Below are 15,198 nucleotides of genomic sequence, written 5' to 3' on the forward strand. Positions count from 1 at the left end.
ATTTTACAAAACATTGTAAAACAGATATTTATGTTTTTTTTTTAAAAAAATGAGAAACCTATAAATATTCCGTTTTTTTAAAACTTTTTCCTTTATTTTTCTATTGTTGTAAACAATAATTTTAGATAAATGTGTAGTGGTTTGTAAATCTAGAAAGATTTTTTTTTAGAGACTTTTTAAACATATGAGTTTTCGTCTTCAAATCTATAAGAAAATAAAAACGGGCATAAAGCCCGTTTTAAATTTTATTCAATATCAAATTCGTCGCTACGATCTTCTTCATCATCGTCGTCATCATCTTCATAATGCGTCAAATTTTCGATGAAAATCGTGTATAATCTTGGGCAAATCGCTTGATATGTTGTAATGTTATCTTCTTCCCAATTAAATTCGATTTCAGGATAATTTTCTTCGAAATATTCAAATTTATCATAATCAATATAATCATGAATATCTCTATCAAAAACTTGTAAAAATGTTTCGTTTGCGATTGTTCCAAAAATTTCAAATTCGTAGAAATCATCTTCGTTAAAGCCATCTTCAAAGTAATTTGCAAGATTATCAGGATCCATCATGGCATCCGTAAAAATTTGTTTCCCTTGAGAAATTAACCATAATCTAAAATTCTGAAATCCATCGTCATCACATTCCTCGTTCATGATGGCAGCAGCACACCATAATTCGCTAGAATAGGATTGAAACATAAAGAATTCTGTACGTAATCGAAATCCGATAATGTCTTCGGCAGTTAATTGTTTTAATTCTTCAATTAAAAACTCTTCTTGTTGTTCTAAAGTATCTGCCGTAGCCAATGAGTTTTCTATGATTTGCCAATATAAATCTATATCTAACATCTGAGATATTTTCTCGGTTGGTAGAGCAGCAGATGAATCAAATAAATTGTCTAAAAAACCCATATAATTGTTTTATTATTCTATAATATGTGGAACAAATCTACTTTTGTCAGTTGTAATAAATTGGTCGCTTTCGCGGAATGTAATACCGCAAGATTCTTGTCCAATAATCCAACTTCCAATGATTGAATATCCACTTTCTTCTTTATGAAGTTCGGCTAATTCTTGATAAATATAACCTTCTTCCCCATATTCACCCGAAGTTTCTTCGGTTGTTTTTCCGTCTTTTACAACAGTAATATTAGCACCTTCACGCGATAAAAGAGGTTTTTTTACATAATCTTTCATTTGATGAGGTTCGCTAAAATATGTTTCTAATAACAAGTGATGGTTTGGATATAATTCCCATAAAATGGCTAAAATAGCTTTGTTTGACAGGATCATTTTCCAAGCAGGTTCAATCCAATTTGCTTTTATTTCATCATTTTTGATGTTGTAAGCAAACGTTTCATTTACCATCCATTCCCAAGGATATAATTTAAATATATCTGTTATCGTCTCGTCTTCTAAATCTACAAAATTTACATTATTCCAACCAATTTCATCGATATAAATTAATTTAGTATTAATTCCGGCTTGTATTGCGCAATCTCTTAGATATTCAACATTTGTTAAATCTTCCAAAGATTCGCGTACACATGTAAAATGTAAAGTTTCACCTTTTAAATAAGGTTTTAACATTTTCCAAGTTTCAATTAATTTATCGTGAACAGAATTGAATTGGTCTTTTGTATCGCCAAAATAATTTTCCATCCAAAGCCATTGTACAACGCCACATTCAAAAAGTGAAGTAGGCGTATCGGCATTAAATTCTAATAATTTTAGTTGTTTGTTTTTATCAAAAGCAAAATCAAAACGTCCATAAATGCTAGGAGTTTCGTTTTCCCAACTCTCAATTAAATAAGGTTGAATGAATTTTGGAATTTTAAATTCATCCAAACGATTATTTTCAATAACATGTTCAACTGCTGCTAAACACATTTCCCATAATTGATTCGTAGCATCAAAAATATTGTCCGCTTCCTTTGGAGTGATTGAAAAATAACGATCTTCTACCCAATATGTTCTATTATTTTCGTCTGTATGATAACCAAAACCAACATTTTCTAATCGTTCTTGCCAATTAGAGTCCTTTTGTAATTTTTTTAATTCCATTTATAAAATTAAGATGAAACTGTTTTTGATTGTGCTGATTTTCCAAATCCACCACGAATAGCTTGGTTTTTCATTTCTGTTGCTTTCGCAGTATTGGTTCCAACATTAGATTGTTGATGTAAGCCAGGACTTGCATACCCCATACCTCCAGACAAACTACGAAAAGCCATAAACCAAAGCAAAGAAGTTCCCATACCGCCCATCATACTTTGATTGTTGTTTTGTGCGTAATTTTCTGAAACATCCGTATAAGGAGCTGTAGAGTCTGCACGCATAAAAACTTTTTGTTCATTTTCTGCAGGAGTAGGTTCTTCTACACGTTTCATGCAAGAACTTAAAACAGATGAAATTAAAACTAAAGTTACAAGTTGACTGGCTCTTTTTTTATTATTATTCATCCCTCTAAATTATTGAATTGTAACATATATTGGAGTTTTTATTGTGTCATTTGCTGCTTTTACAGTTTTTAACGTGTCAATTTTTTCTCCAGCTAACTGATTATTAGACCAAATTTTTTGTGTTGTAATATGTAATACTGTATCACCAATTGTAGTAGAGCTTAAAACAACTTCTCTTGCAGAAGTTTTGTCTAATTGTTCTAAAGTTTGTTCTTGATTACTTTCTGATTGACAAGAAAATAGTAAAGGTGTAATAAGTGTTAAGTATAATAATTTTTTCATATCTAAAATTTGTCGTCTAACAAAGTTACGTTATTTCAACAAAAAAGCACTTCCTAAAAAGAAAGTGCTTGTAAATATATTAAGGAAAATTATAAAATTATCCTACTAAAGTTTCAGTTTGAGCTTCAGCTTTTTTCATAGAACCTGTTTGTTTTAAACGAGTGTGCCATGAAAATGCTTCTTCTAAAATATGCGGAGTTTGACCACCTCTTTCAGCACATGCTCTTTCGAAGTAAGACATTAACTCTTCTTTGTAATCTGGGTGAACACAGTTGTTGATGATTTCGATTGCTCTTTCGCGAGGAGCTAAACCTCTTAAATCAGCTAAACCTTGCTCCGTTACAATGATATCAACATCATGTTCTGTATGATCGTGGTGAGATACCATAGGAACGATAGATGAAATGTTTCCACCTTTAGCAATAGATGCAGTTACGAAGATTGAGATGTAAGCGTTACGAGCGAAATCTCCAGAACCTCCAATACCATTCATCATGTGTGTTCCTGTAACGTGAGTAGAGTTTACGTTTCCATAAATATCACATTCTAACGAAGTGTTGATTCCGATAATTCCTAAACGACGGATAACTTCCGCAGAGTTAGAAATTGCTTGTGGACGTAAAACAACTTTGTCTTTGTAGAACTCGATATTGTTCATTACACGATCGTAACATTCCTGAGAAACTGTCATAGAAGATGCAGATGCAAAATTCATTTTTCCAGAATCGATTAAGTCGAATGTTGAATCTTGTAATACTTCAGAATACATTACTAAGTTTTCGAAGTTAGAATGCTCTAAACCTCCTAAAACTGCGTTAGCAACTTTACCAATACCACATTGTAATGGCATTAATTCTTTAGTTAAACGACCTGCTTCAACTTCTTTTTCGAAGAAGTTTACAATATTTTTAGCGATAGCTGATGTTGCTTCGTCAGCAGGAACAATATCTCCAGCCATATCAGTGATATCGTGGAAAACGATCGCTTCGATTTTAGATGGATCTAATTTAATTACATCAGAACCAATTTTTGTATCACATGCAGTGATGTTGATTGCTGAACGAGAACCGTACTCTTCAACTTTGTAAATATCATGCATTCCACGGATAGATGTAGGAATAGCTGTATTTACCTCTAATATAATTTTGTCTGCACTAGCAGCGATATCTACATTGTTACCAACAGAAGTTGTAGGTACAACAGATCCATCTTCTAAGATTTCTGCAACTTCTAATACGGCAACATCAATTTTGAATTGTCCGTTTAAGATGTGTTCTGCTGATTCACCTAAGTGTTGGTCAATGAATAATACATTACCAGCGTTAATATTTTTACGTAGTGTGTTGTCTACTTGAAAAGGTAAACGTTTTGTTAATGCACCATTTTCTGCTAAAGCAGCATCTGTATCATGACCTAAAGATGCACCAGTAATTAAAGTAACTTTTAATTCTTCTGTTTTAGCACGCTTTGCTAATGCTTTTAATACAACTTTAGAGTCTCCTCCTCTTGTAAATCCACTTGATCCTACAGTCATACCGTTCTCAAAAATCTTCGCAGATTCTTCAGCAGTCATCACTTTAGAGTGTAGATCTGTTAATTTTATTCTTTCTAACATAATGCAACTTTATCTTTACTTTTCAATAATTATTCCCTTAATTTCTAAAGGGAATTACAAAAATTGAAATAATATTCGGTTACGCAATATTAAAAAAAGACAAATATTTATTAAAAAAAGACACGATTGTTTGTGTACTTTGTACAATATATGAAATAAAGTAGTATATTAGTTTAATCTTTTACAAAACTATGAATATAAACCTAGAAACTAAATTAGATACTCGTTACTATTTAACTGAGATTGATAAAAATCCTAACTCAATCTTTTGTTATCATAAGGAAATATCGGAAGCGTATGTTGTTGAGCATAAACATGAAAAGGGGCAATTTTTGTACTGTGAAGGTGGAATTGTATATGTAAAAATAGGGAAAGAAACTTATTATTTGCCAGCAAGACATTTTATGTGGATCCCGCCAAATGCAGAACATAGTATTCACCCAAATACACCAGAGGTGATAATGAGGAATTTATATTTTCCTATTTCGGATCAAGACCATGCATTTTATAAAAAAGTTGGAATTTATCCAGCGAATGGGTTGTTATTAGAGCTTTTGTTATTCACTAACAAATGGTTAGGTGATATTTCTTCTGAGCACAGAAGCGATTATATTATTGGACAAGCTTTTAAAGAAATTTTACCACAAGTAAGTAAAACGAGCTTAAAACTTGCTTTACCTTTACCAACTGATGATCGATTAAAGAAAATTGTACAGTTTTTAGAGGATAATATGGACTCGTCAATAACGATGAAAAAGATAACAGCTGAATTTGGGTTTAGTGAAAGATCTTTATCGAGATTATTCCAAAAAGATTTACAGATGACATTTGTTCAATATTTTACTATTTTACGAATGTTGCGTGCATTAAAATTATTAATTGATGGTACATATTCTATCAGTGAAATCTCTGTGATGGTGGGTTACAATAGTTTACCAACATTCAGTAATACATTTCAGAAAGTGATTGGTGTACGTCCAACAGATTACTCAAAAAGAAAAGATATTTTATAAAAAGAAATGAAAATTTATCAGGTTAGTGGGTTAGGTGCAAATGGAAATGCTTTTAGAAATCTGAAACTTAACGATGATTTTGAGCAGATTAATGTCCCATGGCTTAATCCTGAAAAAAATGAAACCTTAGCGCATTACACTGAAAGAATGATCAATCAAATAAATCCCACGGAAGATTTTCTTCTGATGGGATTATCTTTTGGTGGAATAATTGTTCAGGAAATGAATCGATTTATTAATCCTAAGCATACCATTTTATTATCCAGCGTAAAGAGTAGGGAAGAATTACCTTTGATGTTTAGATTTTCATCCAAAATTAATGCGCATCATATAATTCCTATGCAATTTTTTACCTCAAAACATTTGTTTTCGTACATGATGATGAGGAAATTGTATTATTCTAAAAAAGAAGATGCAATCGACGATATTTTTGAGTTTAAAGATGCAAATTATTTGAAATGGTCCATTCATAAAATCGTTAACTGGAATCGATCTTCTGCTTACGAAATTAAAAATTTGACGCATATACATGGAAATAAGGATATCGTCTTTCCGATTGAATATATAAAAGATTGTAAAATAATTGATGGTGGAACACACATTATGGTGATGCAAAAACCCAAAGCAGTAAGTAAGGAAATAAACGAAGTATTAATACAATTATAATTAAAAAAAGGTGATTCAGTTTTCTGAATGACCTTTTTTTAATTTATATAATGATTATTGATTTTCCTCGAAATACGATTTTTCTAATGCAAAATTTTCAGCATTAATTACATCAAATTCTCCGATTTTAGTTCTGCGTAATGCAGTTAAATATCCACCAGAATTTAATGCTTTACCAAAATCATAAGCTAAAGATCGAATGTATGTTCCCTTTGAACATTTAACTTCAAAATCTACAAATGGTAAATCAATTTTTGTGATTTTAAATTCTTCAATTGTTACTTTTCGCGCTTTACGTTCAATTTCTTGTCCATCACGCGCCAATTCGTACAAACGTTTTCCGTCCACTTTAATAGCAGAATGCATCGGAGGTAGTTGTTCAATCTCGCCAGTGAATTGTTTTGTAGTTTCATGGATCATTTCTTCTGTGATATGATCCGTAGGAAAAATTTGATCTTCTTCAGATTCTAAATCATAAGTCGGAGTTGTTACTCCTAACTTTATAGTACCTGTATATGTTTTTTCTTGTGCTTGAAATTCATCAATTTTCTTCGTCCATTTTCCTGTACAAATCAGTAACAAACCTGTCGCTTTTGGATCTAAAGTTCCGGCATGACCAACTTTAATTTTCTTTAAGTTGTAAGCCTTGCGAATATTCCAACGAATTTTATTTACAGCGTCAAAAGAAGTCCAATCTAATGGTTTATCGATTAAGAAAACGTGTCCTTCTTGTATCTTTTCTACATTCATCAGTATATAGTTAATTATAAAAATGTGCTAATAATTACTATTGTACCTACGATAACACAGTAAATAGAAAAGTAAATTAGTTTAGCTTGTTTTACGATGTTAATCATCCATTTACAAGCGAATAAACCTGCAAAAAATGCAGCGAAAAATCCGGCAACTAAATCCAAAGGAGCGATGTTGATAGATTCTAAACCTCCAGTTTCTTGCATATCTAAAAACATTTTAGCAATTGCACCTAAAATTAAAGGTAACACCATTAAAAAAGAAAATCGAGCTGCTTTAGATTTATCATCTCCTAAAATTATAGAAGTAGAAATTGTAGATCCTGAACGAGATAAACCTGGTAATAATGCAGCGAAACCTTGTGCAATTCCAATGATTAGAGCGTCTTTAAAAGATACATCTTTAGTTGTGCTTTTTGCTTTATCAGCAAAGAATAATAAACAAGCGGTAACTAATAACATAATTCCAACCACTAATAAATTAGAAAATAAAGCTTCTAATTGATCCTTTAATAATACACCTACTAAGGCTGCTGGAATCATAGATAAAACAATTTTTAATGAAAACTGAAATTCTTCGTTCCATTTAAACTGAAATAATCCTTTAAAAATTTGAATAATATCCTTCCTAAAAATTACAATTGTACTCAATGCAGTCGCAAAATGTAATACAATTGCAAATAATAAATTTTCATCTTCTCCAAAATCTAATCCTAATAGATTTTGAGCAATTACAATATGTCCACTAGATGATACGGGTAAGAATTCTGTTAATCCTTGTACAATACCAACTAAAATTGCCTTTAATGTTTCCATTATTTTTCTTTGTTCGGGTTAAGTAAAATTGCATAAATCTCTACAATAAAACCTGCAATAACTAAAAATGGAGCTAATCTAATTCGTCTCCAAGAGTAGATATCTTCGTTCCAATACGTAGGATCAAAGTTTCCATCTGGAGTTGTGTTTGCATCGGGACCAGTCATTAAGATAAATCCTAATGTAATTAATGCAATCCCAATTCCCATCCAGATGTAATTTTTCTTACCGAATAAAAAGGTAAAATCAGAACCTTTAGTAGATTCTGATTTTAATGTATTTTGATTATTTAATGTACTCATTAAAATATTAGTATAGTTGATCTGTTTTTAATTTTAAATATCTCCATGCAGCAAATAGTGTACTGAATAAAGCGATTAAAACTCCTAATGCGATTAAAGCACCAATTAACATTCCGAAATTAGGATTCCATAATAACAATCCGATCTTAGTTGCTAATAAATACCATAAAATTCCAAGTCCAGTAATAGCAATAATAGCAGCTAAGAATCCTAAAAATGCACCTTCTAATAAGAAAGGTTTCATGATAAATCTTCTACGAGCACCTACTAATTGCATAGTTTTAATACTAAAACGTTTTGCATAAATTTTTAATCGAATAGAGTTGTTGATTAAAATAATAACAATTACTAAGAAAATAATCGCGAAAATCATTAACCAAAAAGTAATAGTATTGATGCTGTTGTATATTTTAACCATCGCTTGTTTATCACTTTTCACCTTATCAATTAATGGATGTTGAGCTAATTTTGAATTGATAGAATCAATTTGCTCGATAGAATTAATTTTCTTCGGATTTAAAGTAATTTGTACAGATGGCGGGAAAATATTTGCCTCAAATAATTCAACATCGTCAATACCCAATTCTAGTTTAGCAATTTTAGAAGCCTCTTCTTTACTGATGTAGCGAGTGCTTTCAATAAAATCGTACTTGATTTTTAACGAATCGATATATTCTTTTTGCATCGATAATTCCTTGTCTTTAATCTTCGGATCATCAACATCATTAAAATATGCTTCGATTTTTAATTCTCTTTTTAGATGTTCTGCGTAACTTTGTGCATTAATTACGATTAATCCAAATACACCTAATAAAAATAAAACTAAAGATATACTTATAACGACTGTAATGTTAGAAGAGCGAAGTCTTCCTTTTTCAAATTTATCGTTCGTTTTTGACATTTGGGTTATTTTTGGGGCTAAGATAAAAAAAACTTATTTCGAAACATAGTTAATCGGTACGAAATTGGTTAAAGAAAATATAAAATTTTAAGAAATTTGAAAGTAAAAGCTAAAAAACATTTAGGGCAACATTTTTTGAATGATGAGAATATTGCGCGTGATATTGCCGAAGGTTTAACTTGGGAAGGTTACGATCGTGTATTGGAGATTGGTCCAGGTATGGGAGTGTTGACTAAATATATACTTCAAGCTAAAAAAAATATAGAGGTTGTTGAAATTGATACTGAATCTGTTGAATATTTACAAGAAGTGTATCAACCTTTTTATCCAGGTTTTAAAATACATTCAGAGGATTTTCTTAAAATGGATTTTTCATCTAAATTTGATGAACAAATTGCTATTTTAGGTAATTTTCCTTATAATATATCTTCACAGATTATTTTTAAAACAATCGATGAGCGTGAAAATGTTCCAGAACTTTGCGGAATGTTCCAAAAAGAAGTGGCAGAACGTATAGCTTCTAAAAAAGGAACAAAAGATTATGGTATTCTTTCTGTTTTAGCGCAAGCATATTACCACTGCGAATATTTATTTACAGTACCAGAACATGTTTTTACACCACCACCAAAAGTTAAATCTGGTGTAATTATTATGAAACGTTACCGTACTGAAATAGAAGGAGTAGATCGTTCAAAATTTGTGCAAGTAGTAAAAGCTGGTTTCGGACAACGTCGTAAAACATTACGTAATGCCTTAAAATCTGTAGGGATTCCTGAGCAATTAAACGAACATGAATTCTTAAATTTACGCGCTGAACAGTTATCTGTAGAAGATTTTATCGAGTTAACAAAATTGATGCAATAAGCATATGAATGTAGAAATTACAAAAGATTTAATTGTTAATCTTTCAGAAAGAATTAAAGAACAAAATGCGAAAGCTGTAAAAGAAATGTTAGATGGGTTTCACCCTGCTGATATTGCTGAATTGTTTGATGAACTTTCCACTAAGGAACAAGCTTTTGTAATTGATTTACTCGAAAATGAAACTTCTGCTGATATTCTTCTTGAATTAGAAGAAGATGATCGTAAAAAAATCTTACATACTTTTTCTGCCAAAGAAATTGCTATCGAAGTTATTAATGAGATGGATACCGATGATGCGGTTGATATTATTAATGAACTTTCTGATCGTAAAAAAAACGAGGTAATTGCTCAAATTGAAGATAAGGAACAAGCGAAAGAAATTGTTGAATTACTTCGTTACGATGAAGATACTGCAGGTGGTTTAATGGGGAAAGAAATGATCAAGGTAAACAAAGATTGGTCAGTTATCACAGCTATTAAACAAATGCGTAAGCAAGCAGAAGATTTAGAAGAAGTTTTTTCTATTTATGTTGTCGATCATGATGATATATTATTAGGAACGCTATCATTAAAGAAATTTCTTACAACATCTGCTAATACAAAGGTTGAAGATGTTTATAATTCTAAAATTCAGTATGTCAATATTGATACAAAGGATTTAGAAGTTGCTAAGGTCATCGAAAAATATGATTTGTATGAAGTTCCCGTTGTTGATGAGTTAAAGCGTCTTGTTGGTGTGATTACGGTTGATGATGTGTTAGATGTTATTCGTGAAGAGGCAGAAGAAAACTATCAGTTAGCAGCCGGTATTACACAAAATGTAGATTCTGATGATAGCATTTTGAAATTAACCAAAGCTCGTTTACCTTGGTTAATGATTGGGATGTTAGGTGGTTTAGGCGCTGCATCAATCATGTCTGGATTCGAGTCTGCTTTAGAAAAGTATACAATATTATTAATGTTTGTGCCTTTGATACAATCTACTGCAGGAAATGTCGGAATCCAATCTTCGGCAATTGTGGTACAAGGTTTAGCCAATGGCTCTATCAAAGGTGGTATTTTAAAACGATTAGGTAAAGAGTTTTTACTTGGATTGTTAAACGGGTTAGGAATCGCATTGGTAGTATTGTTAATTACACATTTTATGTTCGGAACGTCTTACTATGTTTCTATGACGATATGTGTAGCATTAGTAGCAGTTATTATTAACGCCGCAATTATCGGAACATTTATTCCTATTTTCTTAAATGGAAGAGGTGTTGATCCAGCTGTTTCAACAGGTCCATTTATCACGACAAGTAATGATATCATCGGAGTGTTTATTTACTTTATGATTGCAAAAGCAATTTTAGGATTTTAATACATCATTATAATGATATAAAATAAAACCGGCTTTCAGAAAACTGAAAGCCGGTTTTATTTTATCGTTTCAAGATTATTTTAAAAACAGTTCCTCGTTCTTTCGAAGATTCGTAAACGAATATTTTTCCTTTATGATAATCTTCTACAATTCTTTTAGCCAACGATAATCCTAAACCCCAACCACGTTTTTTTGTTGTAAAACCAGGTTCAAAAATTTTATGTTGCAATTTTGGTGGAATTCCAGGACCAGTATCACTCACACTGATTTCAATTTTTTTACCGATAGCTTTAATAGCTACATCTAAAACTCCTTTGTTTTGCATTGCATCCGCAGCATTTTTAATTAAGTTTTCAATTACCCAACTATATAACAAGGGATTCATTTTAGTTGTAATTTCTTCTAATTCAGTATTAAAATTTAATTCAATTCCTTTGCTTATTCGCTGTCTTAGATAAGATAAAGTCGAATTGGTAACATCTACTAAATTATGATCATTTAATTCTGCTTCAGAACCTATTTTAGAAAAACGTTCAGCAATATGTTTTAGTCGATTAACATCTTTTTCAATTTCTAAAATAGGCGTTTGTTCAATTTCTTCTAATTTCAATAATTCAACCCAACCCATTAATGACGAAAGTGGAGTTCCAATTTGGTGAGCAGTTTCTTTAGCCATTCCGGCCCATAAATAACTTTTTTCTGTATCTCTAATACTTTTAAAATACAGATAAGAAAACATAATAAATAAACCACAAAGAACGATTAATATAATAGGGTAGTATCGTAATTGATTTAATAGGTTTGAGTTTGAGTAATACACATGATTTTTACCATCTGGTAAATTTACTTCAATGTGCATATTGTCTTTCTTTAATTTGTCTGTGTATTTTTTTAATTTTTCAGAATCATTTTCTATTGACGGATCAATGTTTTTTGTGAAGTTGATATTATTTTGCTCATCAACTAAAATTACAGGTATAGTACTATTGTCTTCGATTAATTTGAATAAAAAATCTTGTGTTATCGGATCGATATATTCGTTCTGGCTGATTAACTCTAACGATTTCGCATAATTTTCAATTTTTGATTTTTCAACATCCTTTAATTGTTTCACAATTTTATTGGAAATCCAAATCGTTAACGAAAAAATAATACAGATCAAACTGAAACCAATCCATTGATTTGATAGTTTTTTGCTTAAAAATTCACGCATAAATGCTATGTTTCTTTCAAAAGTTCTTACCAAATGTAATAATAAATTAACTATAATATATTTTTATGGCGTAATAGGATAAATATGATGAAAGTAATTTTTTTTAAAAACTTAAATAGTTTATTTTTGTAGCTAAATCTCATAGAGAGTAAAATTTATGGATCGTTTTTCGTTTTTGAACGCCGCTCATATTGAGTTTATCGGCGACTTATATGACCAGTATATCCAATATCCGGATAGTGTAGAGCCTAGTTGGAAAGCATTTTTCCAAGGGTATGATTTCGCAAACGCGACTTATGATGGAGAGCCATTGTTTGTAGCAACAGCTCCTGCAAGAGAGACTAAGGTTGCTCAACAAGTGGTAAACCCAGCAGTTTCAGCTCAAGTTCCTGACTCAGTTCAGAAGGAATTTAAGGTTATTAATTTGATTAATGCTTACCGTACACGTGGGCACTTATTCACAAAAACTAACCCTGTTAGAGAGCGTAGAAAGTGGGAACCAACATTAGCATTAGAAAACTTCGGTTTATCTCAAGCTGATTTGAATCAAACTTTCACTGCAGGTGAAATTTTAGGTATTGGTGGAGCAATTACTTTAAAAGAAATTGTAAACCATTTAGAAGAAATGTACTGTGATTCAATTGGAGTTGAATACATGTACGTTAGAGAACCTCAAAAGATTGAGTGGATTCAAAATTGGTTAAACCAAAACTTAAACCACCCAAAATTATCAAAAGAGGATAAAGAAAGAATTTTATTTAAGTTAAATCAAGCAACTGCGTTTGAAAATTTCTTAAATACAAAATACGTAGGACAAAAACGTTTTTCTGTTGAAGGGAACGAGTCTTTAATCCCAGGATTAGATACTTTAATTAACCGTTCATCTGATTTAGGTGTTCAAGAGGTTGTAGTTGGTATGGCTCATCGTGGACGTCTTAACGTATTAACAAATATCTTTGGAAAATCTTACTCTCAAATCTTCTCAGAGTTCGAAGGAAAAGCTTTTGATACAGATTTAGTAGCTGGTGATGTTAAATATCACATGGGTTCTACTAATACAATCCAAGCTTTAAACGGAAAAGATATTAAAATTAACTTAGCACCAAACCCTTCTCACTTAGAAACTGTTGATGCAGTTGTTGAAGGTATTACACGTGCGAAAGCTGAAAAAGATTATAACGAAGATTACTCTAAAATCTTACCTGTTTTAATTCATGGTGATGCGGCTGTAGCTGGACAAGGAATTGTTTACGAAGTCTTACAGATGATGTCATTAGAAGGATACAAAACAGGAGGTACAGTTCACGTTGTAGTAAATAACCAAATTGGTTTCACAACGAACTATTTAGATTCTCGTTCGTCAACATATTGTACAGATATTGCTAAAGTAACTTTATCTCCAGTGTTACACGTTAACGCGGATGATGCTGAGGCAGTAGTACACGCATTCCGTTTTGCTGCAGATTATCGTGCACAATTCGGACAAGATGTTTTCATCGATTTATTAGGTTACCGTAAATATGGACACAACGAAGGTGATGAGCCTAAATTTACTCAACCAAAATTATACGATGCAATCGCTAAACACCCAAATCCTCGTCAAATTTATTTAGATAAATTATTAAAAGAAGGTGCAGTTGGTGAAGATATTGTAAAACAAAAAGAAGAAGAATTCAAAGCTTTATTAGAAGAAAACTTTACAGCTTCTAAAGAAATTGAACGTAATAGATTATTTCCTTTCATGCCAGAGGTATGGGAAGGGTATGAAATTGCTGAAGGTGACAAAGTTTTTGAAAAAGCAAATACAGCATACGATGCTGACGCATTAAAAGAGATTGCTAAAACAATTTCTACAATTCCTGGAGATAAAAAATTCATTCGTAAAATTGTTCGTTTAGTTGAAGGACGTGCAAAAATGATCGAAGAAGATAAAATTGATTGGGGATTAGGAGAAGCTTTAGCTTTCGGATCAATCTTAAAAGATGGTCGTGATATCCGTTTATCTGGTGAAGATGTACAACGTGGTACTTTCTCTCACCGTCACGCGGTAATTAAAACTGAAGATACAGAAGAGAAAGTAATTTTATTAAATGAAATTTCTGAAGATCAAGGGAAATTCAGAGTGTACAACTCATTATTATCTGAGTACGGAGTATTAGGTTTCGATTATGGATACGCAATGGCAAATCCAAATGCATTAACTATTTGGGAAGCACAATTTGGTGACTTTACAAATGGAGCGCAAATTATGATCGACCAATATATCTCTGCTGCAGAAGATAAATGGAGATTACAAAACGGATTAGTAATGTTATTACCTCATGGTTACGAAGGTCAAGGTGCTGAACACTCTTCTGCACGTTTAGAGCGTTTCTTACAGCAAACAGCTGATAATAACATGATTGTTGCAAATATTACAACTCCAGCTAACTTCTTCCACGCTTTAAGAAGACAAGTTGTTACAGATTATCGTAAACCTTTAGTAGTAATGTCTCCAAAATCATTATTACGTCATCCACAAGCGGTTTCTAAATTAGAAGATTTCACAACTGGAACTTTCGAAGAAATTATCGAAGATACATTTGTAGATCCTAAAAACGCTAAGAAATTAGTTTTCTGTTCTGGTAAAATTTACTACGAATTAGCTAAGAAACGTGAAGAATTAGGAGATACAACTACAGCAATTGTACGTTTAGAGCAATTATACCCAATCCAAGAAGGACGCATTGAGGAAATTGTAGCGAAATATGGTGATGCTGAGTTAATTTGGGCTCAAGAAGAACCAGAAAATATGGGAGCGTGGGGTTACATTTTACGTAGATACCGTAAACTTCCATTTGACGTAGTTTCTCCTAAAGAATCTGCTGCAACAGCACCAGGATCTAGCAAGCGTTGGGCTGCTATTTACGAAGAGGTAATTAATAAAGTATTTAAATAAAAAAATAAA

At 31.7% G+C, this 15,198-nt stretch carries 15 protein-coding genes; 5 read left to right on the forward strand and 10 right to left on the reverse strand.

Features of this window, described 5'->3' with window-relative positions; translation table 11 throughout:
* Window positions 1–245: 245 nt before the first annotated feature.
* From J9309_RS08905 to J9309_RS08925, 5 genes are all read right to left on the reverse strand, one after another.
* Entirely contained in the window at window positions 246–917 is a 672-nt protein-coding gene (locus J9309_RS08905) for a DUF4240 domain-containing protein (RefSeq protein ID WP_230475537.1), read from the reverse strand.
* Between the two features lie 12 nt (window positions 918–929).
* The gene (locus J9309_RS08910) at window positions 930–2,069 is read right to left on the reverse strand and encodes a glutathionylspermidine synthase family protein (protein ID WP_230475538.1); all 1,140 of its coding nucleotides are present in this window, start codon (window positions 2,067–2,069) and stop codon (window positions 930–932) included.
* Window positions 2,070–2,077: 8 nt separating this feature from the next.
* On the reverse strand, window positions 2,078–2,467 hold the full coding sequence (locus tag J9309_RS08915) for a hypothetical protein (protein WP_230475539.1): 390 nt from the start codon (window positions 2,465–2,467) through the stop codon (window positions 2,078–2,080).
* 9 nt (window positions 2,468–2,476) lie between these two features.
* Window positions 2,477–2,749, reverse strand: coding sequence for a hypothetical protein (locus tag J9309_RS08920; RefSeq protein WP_230475540.1), 273 nt, complete (start codon window positions 2,747–2,749; stop codon window positions 2,477–2,479).
* Window positions 2,750–2,846: 97 nt separating this feature from the next.
* Window positions 2,847–4,364, reverse strand: coding sequence for a succinate CoA transferase (locus tag J9309_RS08925; RefSeq protein WP_230475541.1), 1,518 nt, complete (start codon window positions 4,362–4,364; stop codon window positions 2,847–2,849).
* Window positions 4,365–4,555: 191 nt separating this feature from the next.
* Between J9309_RS08925 and J9309_RS08930 the strand changes: the two genes are divergently transcribed.
* Window positions 4,556–5,377, forward strand: a complete 822-nt coding sequence (locus J9309_RS08930) for an AraC family transcriptional regulator (protein WP_230475542.1) — start codon at window positions 4,556–4,558, stop codon at window positions 5,375–5,377.
* A gap of 6 nt (window positions 5,378–5,383) precedes the next feature.
* Window positions 5,384–6,043, forward strand: coding sequence for an alpha/beta hydrolase (locus J9309_RS08935; RefSeq protein ID WP_230475543.1), 660 nt, complete (start codon window positions 5,384–5,386; stop codon window positions 6,041–6,043).
* Window positions 6,044–6,097: 54 nt separating this feature from the next.
* Here J9309_RS08935 and truB read toward each other — a convergent pair whose 3' ends face one another.
* Genes truB through J9309_RS08955 form a run of 4 tightly spaced genes read right to left on the reverse strand, consistent with a single transcriptional unit; the run spans window position 6,098 to window position 8,814 of the window.
* Window positions 6,098–6,793 (reverse strand): tRNA pseudouridine(55) synthase TruB, encoded by a 696-nt coding sequence (truB, locus tag J9309_RS08940; RefSeq protein ID WP_230475544.1) that lies wholly within the window; start codon window positions 6,791–6,793, stop codon window positions 6,098–6,100.
* Between the two features lie 14 nt (window positions 6,794–6,807).
* The gene (locus tag J9309_RS08945) at window positions 6,808–7,611 is read right to left on the reverse strand and encodes an undecaprenyl-diphosphate phosphatase (protein ID WP_230475545.1); all 804 of its coding nucleotides are present in this window, start codon (window positions 7,609–7,611) and stop codon (window positions 6,808–6,810) included.
* Window positions 7,611–7,913, reverse strand: coding sequence for a DUF3098 domain-containing protein (locus tag J9309_RS08950; protein WP_230475546.1), 303 nt, complete (start codon window positions 7,911–7,913; stop codon window positions 7,611–7,613). Before J9309_RS08950 ends, J9309_RS08945 begins: the two co-directional genes overlap by 1 nt.
* Before the next feature lie 7 nt (window positions 7,914–7,920).
* Complete coding sequence (locus tag J9309_RS08955; protein WP_230475547.1) at window positions 7,921–8,814, reverse strand: cell division protein FtsX; 894 nt, start codon at window positions 8,812–8,814, stop codon at window positions 7,921–7,923.
* A gap of 96 nt (window positions 8,815–8,910) precedes the next feature.
* On the opposite strand from J9309_RS08955, the gene rsmA reads away from it, so the two are divergent.
* Window positions 8,911–9,678, forward strand: coding sequence for a 16S rRNA (adenine(1518)-N(6)/adenine(1519)-N(6))-dimethyltransferase RsmA (rsmA, locus tag J9309_RS08960; protein WP_230475548.1), 768 nt, complete (start codon window positions 8,911–8,913; stop codon window positions 9,676–9,678).
* Between the two features lie 4 nt (window positions 9,679–9,682).
* Window positions 9,683–11,038, forward strand: a complete 1,356-nt coding sequence (gene mgtE / locus J9309_RS08965) for a magnesium transporter (protein WP_230475549.1) — start codon at window positions 9,683–9,685, stop codon at window positions 11,036–11,038.
* 61 nt (window positions 11,039–11,099) lie between these two features.
* Here the strand turns inward: mgtE and J9309_RS08970 are convergent, their stop codons facing one another.
* On the reverse strand, window positions 11,100–12,251 hold the full coding sequence (locus tag J9309_RS08970; protein WP_230475550.1) for a sensor histidine kinase: 1,152 nt from the start codon (window positions 12,249–12,251) through the stop codon (window positions 11,100–11,102).
* Window positions 12,252–12,408: 157 nt separating this feature from the next.
* Between J9309_RS08970 and J9309_RS08975 the strand changes: the two genes are divergently transcribed.
* On the forward strand, window positions 12,409–15,189 hold the full coding sequence (locus tag J9309_RS08975; protein ID WP_230475551.1) for a 2-oxoglutarate dehydrogenase E1 component: 2,781 nt from the start codon (window positions 12,409–12,411) through the stop codon (window positions 15,187–15,189).
* The last annotated feature ends 9 nt before the right edge of the window (window positions 15,190–15,198 follow it).

It is taken from the genome of Faecalibacter bovis (assembly GCF_017948305.1).
In the GTDB taxonomy this organism is placed as follows: Bacteria; Bacteroidota; Bacteroidia; order Flavobacteriales; family Weeksellaceae; genus Empedobacter; species Empedobacter bovis.